This window comes from Klebsiella sp. LY, from assembly GCF_004010915.1.
Classification (GTDB): domain Bacteria; phylum Pseudomonadota; class Gammaproteobacteria; order Enterobacterales; family Enterobacteriaceae; genus Klebsiella; species Klebsiella quasipneumoniae.
Genome location: NZ_CP022444.1, coordinates 1,405,635 through 1,421,957, shown reverse-complemented (window position 1 = coordinate 1,421,957; position 16,323 = coordinate 1,405,635). Strand labels below are relative to the sequence as shown.

The 16,323-nt window shown below is 60.8% G+C and carries 17 protein-coding genes; 3 read left to right on the top strand and 14 right to left on the bottom strand.

The genetic code is table 11. The features are described 5' to 3' along the window. Positions 1-36 precede the first annotated feature (36 nt). From CE636_RS09720 to CE636_RS09700, 5 genes are all read right to left on the bottom strand, one after another. Entirely contained in the window at positions 37-816 is a 780-nt protein-coding gene (locus CE636_RS09720) for a heme ABC transporter ATP-binding protein (RefSeq protein WP_017899168.1), read from the bottom strand. Continuing rightward, positions 809-1,804: a FecCD family ABC transporter permease gene (locus CE636_RS09715; RefSeq protein ID WP_017899167.1), complete on the bottom strand. Its 996-nt coding sequence runs from the start codon at positions 1,802-1,804 to the stop codon at positions 809-811. Before CE636_RS09715 ends, CE636_RS09720 begins: the two co-directional genes overlap by 8 nt. Beyond that, entirely contained in the window at positions 1,804-2,622 is an 819-nt protein-coding gene (locus tag CE636_RS09710) for a heme/hemin ABC transporter substrate-binding protein (protein WP_017899166.1), read from the bottom strand. The genes CE636_RS09715 and CE636_RS09710 overlap by 1 nt, the downstream gene beginning before the upstream one ends. After that, the gene (locus CE636_RS09705; RefSeq protein ID WP_017899165.1) at positions 2,619-3,650 is read right to left on the bottom strand and encodes a hemin-degrading factor; all 1,032 of its coding nucleotides are present in this window, start codon (positions 3,648-3,650) and stop codon (positions 2,619-2,621) included. The genes CE636_RS09710 and CE636_RS09705 overlap by 4 nt, the downstream gene beginning before the upstream one ends. A 70-nt stretch (positions 3,651-3,720) precedes the next feature. Next, positions 3,721-6,084, bottom strand: a complete 2,364-nt coding sequence (locus tag CE636_RS09700; protein ID WP_017899164.1) for a TonB-dependent receptor domain-containing protein — start codon at positions 6,082-6,084, stop codon at positions 3,721-3,723. Between the two features lie 215 nt (positions 6,085-6,299). Between CE636_RS09700 and CE636_RS09695 the strand changes: the two genes are divergently transcribed. Beyond that, a complete protein-coding gene (locus tag CE636_RS09695; protein WP_025999149.1) occupies positions 6,300-6,593 on the top strand; it encodes a SelT/SelW/SelH family protein in 294 nt (97 codons plus the stop codon). 77 nt (positions 6,594-6,670) lie between these two features. Continuing rightward, positions 6,671-7,012, top strand: a complete 342-nt coding sequence (locus tag CE636_RS09690; RefSeq protein ID WP_017899162.1) for a nitrous oxide-stimulated promoter family protein — start codon at positions 6,671-6,673, stop codon at positions 7,010-7,012. Positions 7,013-7,081: 69 nt separating this feature from the next. Here CE636_RS09690 and CE636_RS09685 read toward each other — a convergent pair whose 3' ends face one another. From CE636_RS09685 to CE636_RS09645, 9 genes are all read right to left on the bottom strand, one after another. Continuing rightward, positions 7,082-7,936 carry a metal ABC transporter permease gene (locus CE636_RS09685; protein WP_017899161.1) on the bottom strand — a complete coding sequence of 285 codons (855 nt, stop codon included), beginning with the start codon at positions 7,934-7,936 and terminating at the stop codon, positions 7,082-7,084. Then, positions 7,930-8,778, bottom strand: a complete 849-nt coding sequence (gene sitC / locus CE636_RS09680; protein WP_017899160.1) for an iron/manganese ABC transporter permease subunit SitC — start codon at positions 8,776-8,778, stop codon at positions 7,930-7,932. The genes CE636_RS09685 and sitC overlap by 7 nt, the downstream gene beginning before the upstream one ends. Next, positions 8,775-9,596: a manganese/iron ABC transporter ATP-binding protein gene (locus CE636_RS09675; protein WP_017899159.1), complete on the bottom strand. Its 822-nt coding sequence runs from the start codon at positions 9,594-9,596 to the stop codon at positions 8,775-8,777. Before CE636_RS09675 ends, sitC begins: the two co-directional genes overlap by 4 nt. Then, positions 9,593-10,510, bottom strand: a complete 918-nt coding sequence (locus CE636_RS09670; RefSeq protein WP_017899158.1) for a metal ABC transporter substrate-binding protein — start codon at positions 10,508-10,510, stop codon at positions 9,593-9,595. Before CE636_RS09670 ends, CE636_RS09675 begins: the two co-directional genes overlap by 4 nt. A 178-nt stretch (positions 10,511-10,688) precedes the next feature. Next, positions 10,689-11,651 carry a LacI family DNA-binding transcriptional regulator gene (locus CE636_RS09665; protein ID WP_004205633.1) on the bottom strand — a complete coding sequence of 321 codons (963 nt, stop codon included), beginning with the start codon at positions 11,649-11,651 and terminating at the stop codon, positions 10,689-10,691. 56 nt (positions 11,652-11,707) lie between these two features. Then, entirely contained in the window at positions 11,708-12,622 is a 915-nt protein-coding gene (locus tag CE636_RS09660) for an ROK family protein (RefSeq protein WP_017899157.1), read from the bottom strand. A gap of 50 nt (positions 12,623-12,672) precedes the next feature. Beyond that, the gene (locus CE636_RS09655) at positions 12,673-12,987 is read right to left on the bottom strand and encodes a PTS lactose/cellobiose transporter subunit IIA (RefSeq protein ID WP_002914983.1); all 315 of its coding nucleotides are present in this window, start codon (positions 12,985-12,987) and stop codon (positions 12,673-12,675) included. 23 nt (positions 12,988-13,010) lie between these two features. Continuing rightward, positions 13,011-14,333 (bottom strand): PTS cellobiose transporter subunit IIC, encoded by a 1,323-nt coding sequence (locus CE636_RS09650; protein ID WP_017899156.1) that lies wholly within the window; start codon positions 14,331-14,333, stop codon positions 13,011-13,013. A 9-nt stretch (positions 14,334-14,342) separates the two neighbouring features. Continuing rightward, positions 14,343-14,657 carry a PTS sugar transporter subunit IIB gene (locus CE636_RS09645; RefSeq protein ID WP_017899155.1) on the bottom strand — a complete coding sequence of 105 codons (315 nt, stop codon included), beginning with the start codon at positions 14,655-14,657 and terminating at the stop codon, positions 14,343-14,345. Between the two features lie 177 nt (positions 14,658-14,834). Here CE636_RS09645 and CE636_RS09640 point away from each other — a divergent pair, with 177 nt between their 5' ends. Next, complete coding sequence (locus CE636_RS09640; RefSeq protein WP_094354778.1) at positions 14,835-16,106, top strand: PTS sugar transporter subunit IIC; 1,272 nt, start codon at positions 14,835-14,837, stop codon at positions 16,104-16,106. Positions 16,107-16,323 lie beyond the last annotated feature (217 nt).

The window sequence follows — 16,323 nt, the reverse complement described above, 5'->3', positions numbered from 1 at the left end:
CGGCGCGATCCGGATTCCAGTTGCGCCGCGCGGGGGTTACGGCGCCAGATAGACCTGGGGGGCCGCGTTGTCCGGATGCTGGCCGAGACGAACATCCGCCCCGTACCAGCGATGGATAACCGACTGCTGGATCACCTCCTGCGGCGTCCCCTGGGCGACCAGGCGGCCCTGGTGAAGCAGCAGGATGCGGTCGGCCCACAGGGCGGCGAGGTTAAGGTCATGCAGCACCACGCACACGTGCAGTTGCCCGCCGGCGGTGAGCCGTTTGAGCAAGCGCAGCAGATGCTGTTGATAGTAAAGGTCCAGCGCCGAGGTGGGCTCATCGAGAAACAGCCAGCCCTGCGGCGCGCCGTCGCGCCACAGCTGCGCCAGACAGCGGGCGAGCTGCACCCGCTGCTGCTCGCCGCCGGAAAGGGCGGGATAGCGGCGGCCGGCAAGGTCATCGCAGCCGGTGACGGCCATTACCGCCGCCAGCTCCGCCGGGTCCGCGGTCGGGCCCCACGGCGAGCGCCCCATGGCGATGACCGTTTCCACCGTCCAGTCGGCCTGCAGGGCCGTGCGCTGTAGCATGACCGCCCGCCGGCGCGCCAGCGCCTCGGGTGACAACGCCTCCAGCGGCGTGCCCGCCAGACGGCGGGTACCGCTATCCGGGGTCAGGTACCCGGTCAGCAGCCGCAGCAGGGTGGATTTGCCCGCGCCGTTCGGCCCGATAAGCGCCGTCATCTCGCCGCCGCGCAGCGCGACGGAGATGTTGTCGATAATCTGCCGCTGGCCGAGGCGAAGCGCCAGCCCCTGCGCGCAATATGCATTAGCCATGTCTGGAGTTCTCCCGACGAAAGACCAGCCACAGAAACCAGGGGGCGCCCAGCAGGCTGGTGAGCAGACCGACCGGCATCTCCGCCGGCGCCGCCATGGTGCGGGCCAGGGTGTCGGCCAGCAGAAGCAGGATCGCGCCGGCCAGCAGCGAGCCGGGGATCAGCCCGCGATGGTCCGGCCCCAGCCACAGGCGCATCAGGTGCGGCACCACCAGGCCAATAAAGCCGATGACGCCGCTGATGGCCACCGCCGCGGCCACCAGCACCGCGCTGCACAGCAGCAGCCAGCGCTGCAGCGCCCGCACGTTGACCCCGAGATAGTGCGCTTCTTCATCGCCGAGCTGCAGCAAATTCAGGCGGGAGGCCATCCACCACACCGCCAGCGCCGCCGGGATGATCAGGGTCGCAGCCACCAGCAGGGTCGGCCACTCGGCCTGGCCCAGGCTGCCCATGCCCCACAGCGACAGCTGGCGCAGCTGGGCGTCGTTGCTCAGCCAGGCCAGCACGCCGACCAGCGCCCCGCACAGCGCGTTGATGGCGATCCCTACCAGCAGCAGGCGCGACAGCGAACCCTCCTCCGCCCGGCTGAGGATAAAAATCACCACCATCACTGCCAGGCTACCAATAAACGCCGCCAGCATCGGCATATACAGGGCGATCAGCCCCGATGCGGAAAGCGGGAGCACCAGCCAGCAGGCCACCGCCAGCGCGGCGCCGCTGCTGATGCCCAGCAGGCCCGGGTCGGCTAGCGGGTTGCGAAACAGCCCCTGCATCACGCAGCCGGAGAGGGCCAGCGCCGCGCCTACCAGCAGGGCCAGCAGCACCCGTGGCAGACGGATGGTCAGCCAGATATGGCGCAGCATCTCATCCCCGGCGGGCAGCAGGCTGGCCAGCGGCAAACGCATCGCGCCAAGGGTGGTGGCGAACAGCGTCAGCGAAACCAGCAGTAGCGTCATCATCAGCAAACGGCGGGCGAGGGCAGGGCGCATCAGGGCAGTTGCTCCGCTTTTTCACGCAGCGCGATAATTGCCTGCGGGGTGCGCGGCCCAAAGCCGAGCAGGGCCATGTCGTCGATCGTCAGCAGCTGTTTATGACGCCCCGCCGGGGTCTGCGCCAGGCCGGGCAGGCTCCACAGCCCGGCTTCGCCGCCCATCCCTTTGAGACCATCGGCGGAGATCACCACCAGATCCGCCTGGCTGGCGGCCACTCCCTCCTGCGACATCGCCCGATAGTGGTCGAAGCCCTGCATCGCGTTCTGCAGACCGGCGGTGCGAATGGCGCCATCGGCCGCGGTGTGTTGCCCGGCCACCAGGGTATTCATTCCGCCGTGGCTGAGAATAAACAGCACCCGCCTGGCAATCGGCTGCGTTGGAATGGCGGCGATCTGCTGCTGAAGCTGCTGGCGCAGCGCGTCGCCTGCCGGGGTTTTGCCTAATGCTTCGGCAATGACGGCCACTTTTTTATCGATCGCGGCCAGGTTTTCGCCGCCAGGCACGTTAACCACCTTCACGCCGCTCGCCTGCACCTTGTGTAAGACCAGCGAGGGCTGCGCCTGGGCGCTCGCTAACACCAGCTGCGGACGTAATGCGAGGATCCCCTCAGCGTTCAGCTGCCGCAGGTAGCCGACATCCGGCAGTTTTTGCGCCGTCGGGGGCCAGCTGCTGGTGCTGTCCCGGGCGACCAGGCTCTGTTGCGCGCCAAGGGCATAGACGATCTCAGTGACATCTCCGCCGAGGGTGACGAGCCGCTCCACAGCGGCGTGGCTCAGCAGCGGGAAGGCGATGAGAAGCAGTAACCAGCGCATCATGCGGGCAGTCCTTCGCGGGTCAGACGATCCACCTGCTGGCGCCATTGCGCCTGCTCGGGGTGGCCCTCGCTGCGCTGGCCATAGAGCTGGGCAATCTGGGTGCCGTCTTTGGCGAACAGCTCGACGCTGGTGACGTGTCCGTCTGAGGTCGGCTTACGGGTCACCCACACTTCATCGATGCTCTCTTCGCGCAGATGGAGGGTAAAGGTGGGATTGAAGATATTCAGCCAGCCGCGCATCGGCGCCAGCTTTTCCAGGGCGCCGGTGAAAATCTGCACGCAGCCGCGATTGCCGACGAAGATCATGATTTCATTGCCCTCCTGGCGCACCGTCTCCAGTAACGCTGGCAGCGCATGGCGATCAACGCGGCAGGCGAGGTCGTCGCTCACCAGACGGAAGGCCTGCTGGCGGGAAAGCTGATATTTACGCAGCAGACCGAAGAACTGGTGTACGTCGGTCATCTCGCGCCAGTCGTTCTCCAGCGCGGCTCCATCGGCGCTCTCGGCATATTTCACCGGCTCCAGCGGGCGCAGGGTCAGCGGTGCCGGGGCCGCCACCCGATACTCCGCGATCAGGGTGTCCCAGGCCGCCATGTCGGTCTGCGTGGTCGCATAGACTTTCAGCAGGGCGTCACCGTGGTGGTCGAAAAACTGAATGCTCTGGCGACCGTTATCGTTCAGATGGAAGGCGCTGGCCCACTGGCTGAGGAACAGACGCAGGTCGAGCGCGCGCGGGTTGAGCACCAGCCCGGCGTGGCCGCTGAGGTGCTGGTGCGTGAACTGGCCGACCTGCTCATGCACGGCATACTCGTTGCGGCAGATGCATTTGGTTTCACCGACGCGCTCCAGGCCGGCAATCAGCGCCCGGGCGTCATCGCTCAGGCGCACGGCATCATGGCCGAGGCGGGCGGCGGTCAGTTCGGCTTCGCTGATCCCCATTTCCGCGGCGATATCGCGGGCATATTTCGCGGCGCTGGCCGCTTTGGTGGCCTGGTAGCGCTGCCACAAATCGGGGTGGGCATTGGGCATAATTATATCCTTCTCGATGATCAATATCCCCGGCCGGTGGGCCGGGGCAGGTGAGTGGTTATTCGGACAATCAGAAGTCGACGTTGACTCCGAGCTGCCAGGTGCGGCCCGGCATCACCGCCAGCGCTTTATCGTTGGCGTCCTGGTTGGTGCCGGTCTCGATATTGCGGCTGCTCAGGTAATCCCAGTATTTACGATCGGTGAGGTTGTAGACCCCGCCATTGAGGCGCACGTTTTTCGCTACCTGCCAGTACGCGGTCCAGTCCAGCATGCCGTAGCCCGGCACGCGCATATAGTCGCTGCTGGCATCGGTGATGGCGGATCCGCTGTTGCTGTAGCTTTCGCGATTGGTGGCGGTCGCCTGTTTCCCTTTGACGAAGGTCGCCGTCAGGGCGGTGCCGTAGCGTTTCGCCGGATCGTCCCACGCCACGCCGACGATGGCTTTCATCGGCGCTACGCTGTCGAGGTCGACGTATTTATCGCCGCTGTAGCTGGATTTCGATTTCCCTTCGCTATAGCCGAGGGCGAGGGTGGCGCTCAGGCCGTCCACCTGCTCATACCAGGTGCCAAAGTTAAATTTAGTGCTGATTTCACCGCCGTAGATATAGGCTTTATCGCGGTTTTCCGCCTGATAAATGGTGTAGATATTCGACGGCACGTTGGTGAACTGGCCCGGATTATTCGCCCGGGTATAGCGGGTATAGGCGATAAAGTTCTTATAGCTGTTGTAGAACAGCGCCGTGCGCAGAGTGATGCCTTCGGTAACTTCCCCCTTCAGTCCCCACTCAAGATTGTCGCTGGTTTCCGTCTTCAGATCGGTATTGCCGATCAGGGCATACTGCTGGCTGCCGGCGTAGCTGGAGCCAAGGTTCCAGGAGCCATACAGCTGGCTGGCGTTGGGGAACTGCGCCCCGCGCTGGTACTGCAGGTAGGTCATCAGACGCGGGGTGAGGTCGTACTGGAAGGTCAACGACGGCAGAACCTGGGTATCGCTGTTTTTACCATACAGCCTGGCCACTGACGATTCGGTCAGCGCGCTGCTGTTGGCGGCGAGGTCGGACAGATTTTCCGGCTTCGTCGATTGATGTACCACACGCACGCCGGGAATAATGGCGAAATTGTGGCTATCGAGATCGAAGTTGATCTTATCCTGAACAAAACCGCCGAGGGTGTAGCTGCGGCTATCCGCCTCCGGCTGCATGATCTCGCTGTAAACGCTGGGGATTGGCGACTGGCTGAACGGCCGCTGGGTTTTGCTGGTGCTGGCGTTAAAGCCGGCGCTCAGATCGTGGCGGCCCAGGGTTTTCGCCAGTGCGGTCTGCAGGCCCCAGGTGTCGGTGTCGTAGTTGGAGTTCACCGTCTGCATTCTGCGGGTGACGCTGTCCGGCATATACGTCCAGTCATGGGCTTCGGTATGCTGGTAATAGATTTTACTGGAGACGCTGTCGAGGTAGTCATTCATCGGCGTCCAGTCATCCTTCAGGCTCAGGCCCCAGCGCCGGGTCTGGCTGGTCTGGTTGGCGGTGCCGATGGTGCTGTTGCCGCTGGAGTCCCAGGTATCGTAGTGGGTGTGGTTGGTTTTATGGTAATAGTCGAAGGTGCTGGTTAGCTTGTGCTCGTCGTTGGGCTGCCAGATCCCGGAGGCCAGAAAGGCATCGGAGTGCCAGTTCGCCGGGTAGGCATCGACGGTGCCGCTGTTATTTTCGGTTTCCTGACCATCGCGGCGGCTGTAGACCAAAATGCCGCGCAGGAACTCATCGCCGCCGGCGACGGTCACCCCGTTGTGCCAGCTGCGATCCGCGGAGTCGTAGCCGCTGCGATAGCCGAAGGCGCTGGTTTTGCCCGGGCGCAGGTAATCATCCGCCGATTTCGGGCGGAAGGAGACATTCCCCCCGATGGCGCTGTTGGCCGTTTCCGTCGAGGTGGCGCCGGACTGGATATCCACGCTGCCGTACATATAGGGGTCGATATAATCGCGGCCGATGCCGAAGGTGTTGAGCCCGGCGCGACCGACGTAGCCGCGGCCGGTGGCGTTGGGCTGGGCGATACCGTCCACGTCGATGCCGACGCGGTTGCTCTCCATACCGCGAATGTTGTAGCCGGTGTAGCCCCCGCGGTCGAAGCCGCTTTTGCCGTTGCCGGAGCCGCCGCTGGCCCCGGTGGCGCTGATGAGCGGCTCATAGCGCATGATTGAGCCGAAATCGTTAGCGCCTTTATCCTCCAGCTCCCGGGCGCTGATGCTGTGCTCGTTACCGGCTTTTTGCGCCGGCGCGGGAGCGGTGACGGTCATTTGTTCCGAGGTGTCATCCACCGCCTCGCCGCCGATGGCGGAAGTGCCTGCTGCGACGGCAGAAGTTTGATAAATTGCTGCAAGCAAAGAGGTCACCAGCAGGCGTTTTTTACACCCTGCTGCTGACGGAGTCGATTTGTACATAGTCGCCACGCCTTGATCGTTATTAGTATCGGCTCACGCGTTACTTCCAGAGTTGCAGGTTGCTCCGTCTTTTCCGTTGCGGATAGGGTCTAACTCCATTTGTTGATTGCGAATGGTAATGATAGGTATTATCGTTTGCAACAAAATATTGATGTATTCCTCATTTAAACTGCACATTGTTTACACTGTGCCCTTTCAGCCTGAGCGAGATGACGATGAATTCAAAAGCGGCTATCACCATCACCTATTGTTCCCAGTGCAACTGGATGCTGCGCGCCAGCTGGATGGCGCAGGAGCTGTTACACACCTTCAGCACCGATATCGCCTCGGTGACGCTGGTGCCGGGCACCGGCGGGATCTTCACTATCGATATCGACGGCCAGCAGATCTGGGAGCGCAAGCAGGATGGCGGCTTTCCGGATGCGGCAGAGCTGAAACGCCGGGTGCGCGATGTCTGCTTCCCGGAAAAAGCATTGGGGCATGTTGATAAACCCGCTCACCCGACCTGATCGTTAGGAAAGCGGCTGCGTGGCCGGCTTAAAAGGTGTATTATTGATGCATCTTTTTGTGGGGAGGGAAATTGACGGTGGGCAAACGCATCGAACGTGAAAAGCAGACGATCGGTCGGATGATTGGGCTTTATCAGCGCCGCTGTCCGGAGGCCCGCGACGACGCCGAACACTATCAGGCGCTGAACGCCTACGCCGATAAGCGCCTTGATAAGTGCGTGTTTGGCGACAATAAACCGGCCTGCAAGCAGTGTCCGGTGCATTGCTACCAGCCGGCGAAGCGCGAAGAGATGAAGCAGATTATGCGCTGGGCCGGGCCGCGAATGCTCTGGCGCCACCCGATCCTGACCCTTCGCCATCTGCTGGATGACAGGCGGCCGGTGCCGCCGCTGCCGGAAAAATACCGACCGAAAAAATAGCGGCCTTCCCCGACCTGCGCGGCGCGCAGCCGGCGGACAACTCGCGTTTTTTGTAGCCCCGGTAAGGCGTTAGCCGCCGCCGGAGATGGTTGCTGAAGTTTTCTGTTTCCGGCTATCCCGGATCGTGCTTGCCACAAAGGCGACCACAAACAGCGCGGTGAACAGCACCACGATAGTCGGCGCCGGCGCGCTATCGAGATAAAACGCCAGCCACACCCCTCCCGCCGAGCAGCAGACCGCCACTGCCACCGCCAGCAGCAGGGCGTGGATAAAGCGCCGTACCAGCAGGAGCGCGATCGCCCCGGGGGCAATCAGCAGCGAAATCGACAGAATAATCCCTACCGACTGCAGCGTCGCGACGATGGTCAGGGCGATCATGCACAGCAGGCCGTAGTGCAGCAGCCCGCCGCGCAGGCCGCTGGCTTTGGCCTGCGTCGGATCGAAGGCGTGCAGCAAAAAATCCCGCCATTTCAGCCCGATAATCAGCGCTATCACCAGCGCGATAGCCGCCGTTTGTCCAATATCGCTGAGGGAGATCCCCAGCATGTCGCCGAACAGAATATGGTCGAGATGGACGTCGGACTGGATCGCTACGTACAGCACCAGCCCGGCGCCAAACATGCCGGAGAAGACAATTCCCATAATGGTATCGCGTTTGAGGCGGCTGTTATCGTCAAGAAAACCGGTCGTTACGGCGCACAGCAGCCCGGCGATAAACGCGCCGATGGCAAAGGGGATGCCGATAATGTAGGCCAGCACCACGCCGGGAAAGACCGCGTGGCTCATGGCGTCGCCCATCAGCGCCCAGCCTTTAAGCACCAGAAAGACCGACAGCAGCGCGCAGGGCACGGCGACGACCATCGATACCGTTATCGCGTTGACCATAAATGGAAACTGAAACGGAGCCAGGAACAGATTCAGCATGCGGCCTCCCTGGCGCGGCGGCGGTTGGCCAGCAGGCCATGCTTCGGCGCAAAGATAAAGGTGATGAGGAACAGCAGCATTTGCGCCACCACGATAATGCCGCCGGTGGCGCCGTCGAGATAGTAGCTGAGCCAGGCGCCGAAGAAGCTGGTCAGGCTGCCGATGGCGACGGCGATGGCCAGCAGGCGCGGGAAGCGGTCGGTTAACAGCCAGGCGGTGGCCCCGGGAGTGACCACCAGGCAGATGACCAGAAAGGCGCCGACGGTCTGCAGCGCCGCTACGGTGCAGGCCGCCAGCAGGGTAAAGAACAGCAGCTTCAGGCCGCGGGTGTTCAGACCAATCGAGCGGGCGTGGTTTTCATCGAAGAAGGTCACCATCAGATCTTTCCACTTCAGCAGCAGGATCGCCATCGAGATAAAGCCGATCGCCGCCAGCTGGATAATATCCTCCGGGGCGATGGCCAGAATATTGCCGAGGATAATGGTCTGGATATTCACCGACGTCGGGTTCAGCGACACCATAAACAGTCCGATACCGAAGAAGGAGGAGAAGATCAGGCCGATAATCGCATCCTCTTTTAGCCGCGATCGCTGCTGCAAAAACAGCATACTGCCCGCCGCCAGGCCGCCGGAGAGAAACGCGCCGAGGGCAAACGGCAGGCCGAGCATATAGGCCCCGGCGACGCCGGGCACAATCGAGTGGGAAAGGGCGTCGCCAATCAGCGACCATCCTTTGAGCATCAGGTAGCAGGAGAGAAAGGCGCAGACGCCGCCCACCAGCGCCGATACCCACATCGCATTGAGCATATAGTGATAGCCAAACGGCTCCAGCAGCCAGCTCATCGTGGTCCTCCCGCCGCGCGCCGGCTGATAAACGGCCGCTCGTCATCGGTGATAATCTGCGCTTCCGCGCCGGTGAAGGCGACGTGGCGCAGCACGCCGCTGAAAGCCCGCTCCAGATTCTCGGCGGTGAAGGTGGTTTCTGTCGGGCCGCTGGCCAGCACGGTGCCTTTTACCATCACCGTATAATCGCAAAACTCACTTACGGACCCGAGGTTATGGGTGGAGACCAGCATGGTGCAGCCCTCATCGCGTAGCTCGCGCAGCAGGCTGATGATCCGCGCTTCGGTCTGCACATCGACGCCGGTAAAAGGCTCATCCAGCAGGATCACCTGACCCTGCTGAGCGATGGCGCGGGCAAGGAAGACGCGCTTTTTCTGCCCACCGGAGAGCTCGCCAATTTGCCGATGGCGGTACTCGCTCATGCCCACGCGGGCCAGCGCGGCATCGACGATTTCGCGATCGCGCGGCTTTGCCCGCCGCAGCCAGCCCATATGGCCGTAGCGGCCCATCATCACCACATCCTCCACCAGCACCGGGAAGGACCAGTCCACCTCTTCCGACTGCGGGACATAGGTGACCAGATTCTGGCGCAGCGCGCGATTGACCGGCTGGCCGAGTATGGCGATCTCGCCGTGACCGATGCGCACAAAGCCCATCAGCGCTTTAAACAGCGTGGATTTACCCGAGCCGTTAACCCCCACCAGCGCGGCAATGGCGCCGCGTGGTACGCTGAACGAGGCGTCGCGCAGGGCGGTGTGGCCGTTGCGCCAGGTAACGGTGAGCTGGTCGACATACAGACCCGCTTGCGCTGTATTCATGGCTGTTTCCTCATCCCGTCCTGGATACCGTTGACGATGGTTTCGGTGGTGACGCGCAGCAGGTCGAGCCAGGTCGGCACCGGGCCGTCGGCGGCGCTCAGCGAATCGACATACAGCACGCCGCCGTAGTGGGCGCCGGCTTCGCGCGCCACCTGACGGGCCGGTTTATCGGAGATGGTGCTTTCGCTGAAGATGGTCGGGATCTGTTCTCTCTTCATGGTGTCGATAACCTTGCGCACCTGTTGCGGGGTACCCTGCTGGTCGGCGTTAATCGGCCACAGATACAGTTCGCGCAGGCCATAGTCGCGGGCCAGATAGGAGAAGGCTCCCTCGCTGGTGACCAGCCAGCGCTTATCCTCCGGCAGCTGCGCCAGTCTGGCCTGCAGTGGCGCCATCGTCTGGCAGATCTTCTCTTTGTAGGCCTCGGCGTTGCGGCGATAGGTGTCGGCGTGAGGCGGATCGTATTTCACCAGCGCGTCGCGAATATTATCGACATAGATCAGGGCGTTATCTGCCGACATCCAGGCATGGGGATTGGGCTTCCCGCTATAGGGGCCCGCGCTGATGCCCATCGGCTGGATCCCCTCGCTGACCACCACCTCCGGGACGCCCTGCAAGTGCTGATAAAAGCGGGCAAACCACCGTTCGAGATTGAGACCATTGCTGAGGATCAGCTGCGCCCCCTGCGCGCGTTTGATATCGCCGGGGGTGGGCTGGTAGTCGTGGATCTCCGCGCCCGGTTTGGTGATGGAGCTGACGACGGCGGCATCGCCGGCCACGTTCTGCGCCATATCGGCGATAACCGTGAAGGTGGTGATAACCCTGAATTTCTCCTGCGCCGAGGCCGGCGCCGCGGCCAGCAGGGCCAGCGCGCTGGCCAGCAGCAATGATTTCAGCGGTGTCAGATGCAGCATAGGATCCTCGCAATGGTGTGGTTAATTTCTCAGCGTTTATAGCAATTGCTATGTTATATAGCACAAGCTATTTATAAATGAAAATAATTCTTATTTGCGTGCAGGGGTAATAATGAGCCGGGAAACGAAAGCGCGAGAAAGGGGAGGCAAGGTTGGCCCGGCGCGAACCGGGCGGAGATCAAGAGATATCGGCGACCGACTGGCGCGGGATCAGGCGGCCGGCCAGCGAGCGGCCCTCGGCGGTGAACGTTGGCCGGTCGTCTATCAGGCTGCGAATACGCTGAATACAGTTATCCAGCAGCGCCTCCAGTGGCCATGAGATGCAGGTCAGCGGCGGATAGAGCAGCGAGGCGAGGGGGGAATCCTCAAGGCTCAGCAGGGAGACCTCCTGCGGGACGGCGATGGTGAATTCGCGCAGCAGGCGCATTGCTTCAGCCGCGTAGCGGTCGCGTTTAACGATAATGACTGAGTATTTACTGAAGCTGTTAATTAAGGTCAGCAGCGCCTGCTCGACATCATCGTTGGCCGTCAGCACCAGCTGGCGGTTAAAAGGAATGGAGTAGTTCTGCAGGACGTTGCGGTAGCCTTCCAGCATCTGGCGGCTGGCATCGTCGCTATCGCTGTCCACCAGCAGGGCGATGTTGCGGTGTCCCTTGCCAATCACATAGCGGCAGGCGCTTTCGGTGGCGAAGGCGAAGTCATAGCCCTGGCTGTTGCTTCCAGCGACGCCGAAGCGGTCAAAGGCGATAACGTTGCGCGGCGCGTCGGCGGCAACGGCGCCCAGCACCACCACCGCCACGCACTGGCGCTGCAGATCGTCGATCGCCGCCGCCTGCTCTACCGGGTCGCTGACGTACTGGACCAGCAGGCTTTTATTCAGCCCTTTCAGCGCCTGCGAGAGGAGCGGCAACAGACGCGCGCCGTGGCTCTCGTCCTGCGCGGAAATCACCAGGCCAACGTGGCTCGATGTCTGACTGGCGAGGTTTTGCGCGGCAAAGCTCGGGCGATAGTTGAGTTCTTCAACGGCCCGCAGCACAGCTTCCCGGCTCTCTTCGCGCACGCCCCGGGTGCCGGTCAGCACGCGGGAAACCGTCGCTCTTGAGACATTCGCTAATCTTGAAACATCATCAATCGTTGGCATGGCTTTTTCTGTCTGGACATTTTCGCCTAGCTTAACATACCTGCTGAAAAAAGTGTCTACCGAGGCCCGTCCGCGGCGCCGGGCAACCGGGGCAGCCAGGCCGCGCCGCGCACGCCGCTGGCGTCGCCGAAGCGGGCCGGTTTGATCTGCGTGCGGCAGCTGTCGGAGAAGATCCACGGCACGATGGCGGCAGGCAGATCGCGATAGATCTGGCGGACGTTGGACAAACCGCCGCCCAGCACAATCACCTGCGGGTCGAGAATGTTGATCACTGACGCCAGGCTGCGGGCAAAGGCGTCGATAAAATGACGCCAGTGGGCCAGCGCGCGCGGATCGCCGTTTTGCGCTGCGGCGACAATGGCTTCCGCACGCGCTTGTTCCCCGTAGCGGCGGGCGAAGCCGGTGCCGGAAACAAAGCTTTCGATGCAGTTCGTTTTGCCGCAGTAGCAGGGCTGCGGCGGGCCATCGCGCTCAGGAGTATAGCCCGGCAGCGGATTATGTCCCCACTCTCCGGCGATAGCGTTGGGGCCGCTGAGCAGCTGTTGATGAACGGCGATCCCGCCGCCGCAGCCGGTACCGATAATCACCCCGAAGACGGTGGTGGCGCCGGCGCCGGCGCCATCGACCGCCTCGGAAAGGGTGAAGCAGTCGGCATCGTTTGCCATCCACACCGGTTGGCCAAGCTGCTGCATGATATCCCGGCGCAGATCGTGGCCGTTGAGCACCAGGCAGTTGCAGTTTTTAATGCGTCCGCTTTGCGGATCGATAGCCCCGGGCAGGCCGATCCCCAGAGTGAACGGCTGCGGGCTGACCGCGCGCATATCGGCAATCAGGGTCAGCAGCTGACGCATAAAGGCGTCATAGCTCTCTTTGTGGGTTGGCCGACGCAGGCGCTGGACGCATTCGCCTGCGGGATCCAGCAGTACGGCCTCCATTTTGGTGCCGCCAATATCTATTCCAAGATGTAACATAGTGACCTCGGGGAATCAGACCCGGCCAGCACGTCTGGCCGGGCAAGGCGCTAGGCGTGAAGCGGTTGCGCGCGGTAAATCGCAATCAGTTCGGCAATCAGCTCTTTCGCCAGAATGGAGGTCATCAGGTGATCCTGAGCATGGACCATCACCAGCGTCATTTTGGTTTTTCCCTCGCCTTCGTCAGCTTCGATAAGCTGGGTCTGCACAAGGTGAGCTTCGCGGGAATAGTGCGCCGCTTCCTGCATTTTGGCGTCGGCGGTGGCGAAATCACCCGCTTTAGCGGCGTGCAGCGCTTCGTAGCACAGGCTACGGGACTGGCCGGCGTTGATGATGATCCCCATCACCTGTTCTTCTAATTCCATGATTATCCTCTGAATCGTTAGCGTTAAGCGGTTTGCGCCGCGTTGTCAGCCTGGTCGACGGCGTTTTCACGCTCCTGGGCCAGCAGCTGTTTTTCGTAAGCTTTGAGAAATGGCAGGTACATCACCATGGCGGTGGCCATACAAATAAGGCACAGGATCACCGGGCTAAAGCTCCAGTTCGCCGCCCACGAGGCGCCGATAGGGGCCGGCGTCGTCCACGGCGTCATCGACACTACGCGGCTGACCAGGTCCAGCTTCAGCGCAAAGTACGCCAGGGTCGCGTTGACCATCGGCACCAGCACGAACGGCAGGAAGAACAGCGGGTTCATGATGATCGGCGCGCCGAACAGAATCGGTTCGTTGATGTTAAATACGCCCGGCACCACGCCCATCCGGCCAATCGTCCGCAGATGCACGGCCTTGCTGCGCAGCAGCATCAGCGCCAGCGGCAGGGTTGAGCCGACGCCGCCGATCAGCAGATAGTGATCCCAGAAGCCCTGGACATAGATGTGCGGGATAGCGGTGCCAGCGGCCATCGCCGCCTGATTGACCGACAGGTTGGCCATCCAGAACGGGTTCATGATCCCGGTGACGATCAGCGCGCCGTGGATCCCGGCGAACCACAGTACCTGACAGACCAGCACTGACAGCAGGATCGCCGGCAGCGTATCGGAAGCTGCGACCAGCGGTTTCACCAGCGACATGATCGCTTCCGGAATGATCATCCCCAGCTGGGCCTCGATAAACAGGTTCAGCGGATGTAGCGTCAGGATGATCGCCAGCACCGGGATCAGGATCTCGAACGAGCGCGCTACCCCGGCAGGCACTTCCGGCGGCAGGCGAATGGTGATGTTATGTCGCTTGAGGAAGGCGTACAGCTCGGTGGAATAGATAGCCACCAGAATGGCGGTAAAGATCCCCTGGCCGGAGAAGTAGGCAGTAGAGATCTGGCCATCTTTCAGCGGCGCGGCGACCAGCAGAAACGACATCAGCGACAGCATCCCGGCGGTCAATGAGTCCAGGTGATGGTGCTTGGCGAGGCTGGCGGCGATCCCGACGGTGATAAACAGGGTCATCACCCCCATGCTGAAGTTGAACGGCAGCATCAGCGCCTCGCGATGATCGAGCGAAAATTGCAGCCAGGCGCGGGCAAAGCCCCACGTCGTATCCGGAGAAAACGGCGGGAAGATAAACACCAGCAAAAACGAGCCGACGATCATAAAGGGCAGGGCGGTAATAAAACCGTCGCGGATGGAGGTAACGTATTTTTGCTGGCCGATCGCTCCCGCCATAGGCGTGATCTGCCGTTCGATCACATCGATCAATTTAGCGTACAGAGAGCTCATGATCTTTCCTTAGTTCTTGTTTTCGATGAGGGAAAGGGCGAAATCAAGGACTGCGGCACCTTTTTGCATGCCGTAGTCCATCATATTGATGGGTTCGACGCGGATACCGTATTTATCCGCCTGCTTTTGCAAATCCTGCTGCATGTATTTCACCTGCGGCCCCAGCAGCACCACCTGATAATGGCCAACCTGTTCGGCGAACTCTGCTACGCCATAGGCGTTGATCTCTACCGGCAGGCCCCGCTGTTCGGCTTCCACAATCATTTTTTTCATCAGCAGGCTGGTGGACATGCCTGCCGAACAACACAACATAATTTTTTTCATAAGTACCGCTCCTGATGAGGTTGGATGTGCGAACTATAGTCAAAATGGATGCATTACGGAAAGCGCTTTCCGTTTATGGATTTATTTATTGTGACCATGATCACCTATGGCAGGCTTTCACTTTCCGGTGTTGTGGGCGATCATCCCGGCGAGACAATCATTCGCAAAGGTAGGAGTATGAACATTCAGTTAATGAATGTGGCCGTGGACATCATCGAGCAGCGGCTGGCGCCGCTGGCGAATGTTCTGACGCGCAACAACCACATTACGGCGATGCGCGATAGCTTTGCGCTGGCGATGCCATTTGTGATTGTTGGCAGCCTGTTGGTTCCCATTTTGTTTCCGCCCGTTTCCATCGACGGCGCCTCGCGTTTCGGCCAGGTCTATTTGCTGCTGCGGCCTATCCTGCTGCCGACCTTTCAGCTAACCATTGGCCTGGTGGCGCTGATTGTCGCTTTCGGCGCCAGCGCCAGTCTCGCCAAGCAGTACCGTCTGCCGGAACGGCTCTGTGGTTTAACCGGGTGTCTGGCTTTTCTGCTGTTTATTGGCTTTCGCGAGACTGCGGTGAGCAACGTTTATCTCGGCGGCATGGGGATATTTACCGCCCTGATATCCAGTACCTATTCCATTGAGATAATTCGTTTTTTCTACAAAAAAGGCTGGTGTATCCGCCTGCCTGATGAAGTGCCGCTGATGACTCGCAATGGCTTTCAACTGCTGATCCCGCTGCTGGTGGTGATGCTGTCGATAAGCGTGATGAATGCCATATTGCTGCAGACCACCGGGCGCATCGTACCGGAGCTAATCAGCGAAGCGGTGCGACCGCTGGTGCTGGCGTCCGACACGTTGATGGCGGTACTTATCTCTTTGTTTATCTGTAACTTACTCTGGTTTATCGGTATCCACGGCGCGCTGATTATCACCGGGATTATGAACCCCTTCTGGATGACCTATCTGTTTGAAAATCAGCAGGCTTTGGCGGCGGGTTCGGCAACGTTGCCGCATATTTATCTGCAGGGATTCTGGGATTTTTACCTGCTGATCGGCGGTATCGGCTCCACTCTGCCGCTGGTATTGATGGCGATGCGCAGCCGCTCACGGCAGCTGAAAAGCGTGGCCAAAATTGGCCTGCTGCCGTCGCTGTTTAATATCAACGAGCCGATACTGTTTGGTTTTCCGGTGATTATGAACCCGGTTTTTTTACTGCCGTTTCTCTTTGTTCCGCTGATAAATGCCTGTATTGCATGGTATTTGACTCAGCTGGGCATCCTCGATCGCGCGGTGGCGATGCTACCCTGGTCGATGCCTTCTCCGCTGGGGGCGGCATGGTCGGCGAACGGCAGCTGGAAAAATTTGTGCATGAGCCTGTTCGCGATGTTTAACGCCTGGATGCTTTATCGCCCCTTCTTCAAAGTTTACGAACGCCAGCTCGCGGAAACCGAGCGCTGATCCCCTCGCCGTCGGCGGCTTCTCCCCCGACGGCACCTGTTCACTTTCTCTTTCTTCCGCTCTGCTGCCGGCTTCCGGCGGTATTCTTGTTATTTTATGTGATCAGTCTCACGAATATTTTCGTCGCAGAGCGAATTTTGTGAACCAGATAGGCAATTATGGAAAGCGCTTTCCATTTGTGGATGTACATTTCCATTTTTGATCCGTAAATTTCCCC

Bases quoted from the DNA above. Each gene is read 5' to 3' on its own strand.
- CE636_RS09655 (WP_002914983.1), bottom strand. From the start codon at position 12,987: ATGGAATTAGAAGAACAGGTGATGGGGATCATCATCAACGCCGGCCAG.
- CE636_RS09710 (WP_017899166.1), bottom strand. From the start codon at position 2,622: ATGATGCGCTGGTTACTGCTTCTCATCGCCTTCCCGCTGCTGAGCCAC.
- CE636_RS09715 (WP_017899167.1), bottom strand. From the start codon at position 1,804: ATGCGCCCTGCCCTCGCCCGCCGTTTGCTGATGATGACGCTACTGCTG.
- CE636_RS09705 (WP_017899165.1), bottom strand. From the start codon at position 3,650: ATGCCCAATGCCCACCCCGATTTGTGGCAGCGCTACCAGGCCACCAAA.
- CE636_RS09660 (WP_017899157.1), bottom strand. From the start codon at position 12,622: ATGTTACATCTTGGAATAGATATTGGCGGCACCAAAATGGAGGCCGTA.
- sitC (WP_017899160.1), bottom strand. From the start codon at position 8,778: ATGAGCTGGCTGCTGGAGCCGTTTGGCTATCACTATATGCTCAATGCG.
- CE636_RS09685 (WP_017899161.1), bottom strand. From the start codon at position 7,936: ATGCTGAATCTGTTCCTGGCTCCGTTTCAGTTTCCATTTATGGTCAAC.
- CE636_RS09645 (WP_017899155.1), bottom strand. From the start codon at position 14,657: ATGAAAAAAATTATGTTGTGTTGTTCGGCAGGCATGTCCACCAGCCTG.
- CE636_RS09650 (WP_017899156.1), bottom strand. From the start codon at position 14,333: ATGAGCTCTCTGTACGCTAAATTGATCGATGTGATCGAACGGCAGATC.
- CE636_RS09675 (WP_017899159.1), bottom strand. From the start codon at position 9,596: ATGAATACAGCGCAAGCGGGTCTGTATGTCGACCAGCTCACCGTTACC.
- CE636_RS09720 (WP_017899168.1), bottom strand. From the start codon at position 816: ATGGCTAATGCATATTGCGCGCAGGGGCTGGCGCTTCGCCTCGGCCAG.
- CE636_RS09665 (WP_004205633.1), bottom strand. From the start codon at position 11,651: ATGCCAACGATTGATGATGTTTCAAGATTAGCGAATGTCTCAAGAGCG.
- CE636_RS09670 (WP_017899158.1), bottom strand. From the start codon at position 10,510: ATGCTGCATCTGACACCGCTGAAATCATTGCTGCTGGCCAGCGCGCTG.
- CE636_RS09695 (WP_025999149.1), top strand. From the start codon at position 6,300: ATGAATTCAAAAGCGGCTATCACCATCACCTATTGTTCCCAGTGCAAC.
- CE636_RS09640 (WP_094354778.1), top strand. From the start codon at position 14,835: ATGAACATTCAGTTAATGAATGTGGCCGTGGACATCATCGAGCAGCGG.
- CE636_RS09700 (WP_017899164.1), bottom strand. From the start codon at position 6,084: ATGTACAAATCGACTCCGTCAGCAGCAGGGTGTAAAAAACGCCTGCTG.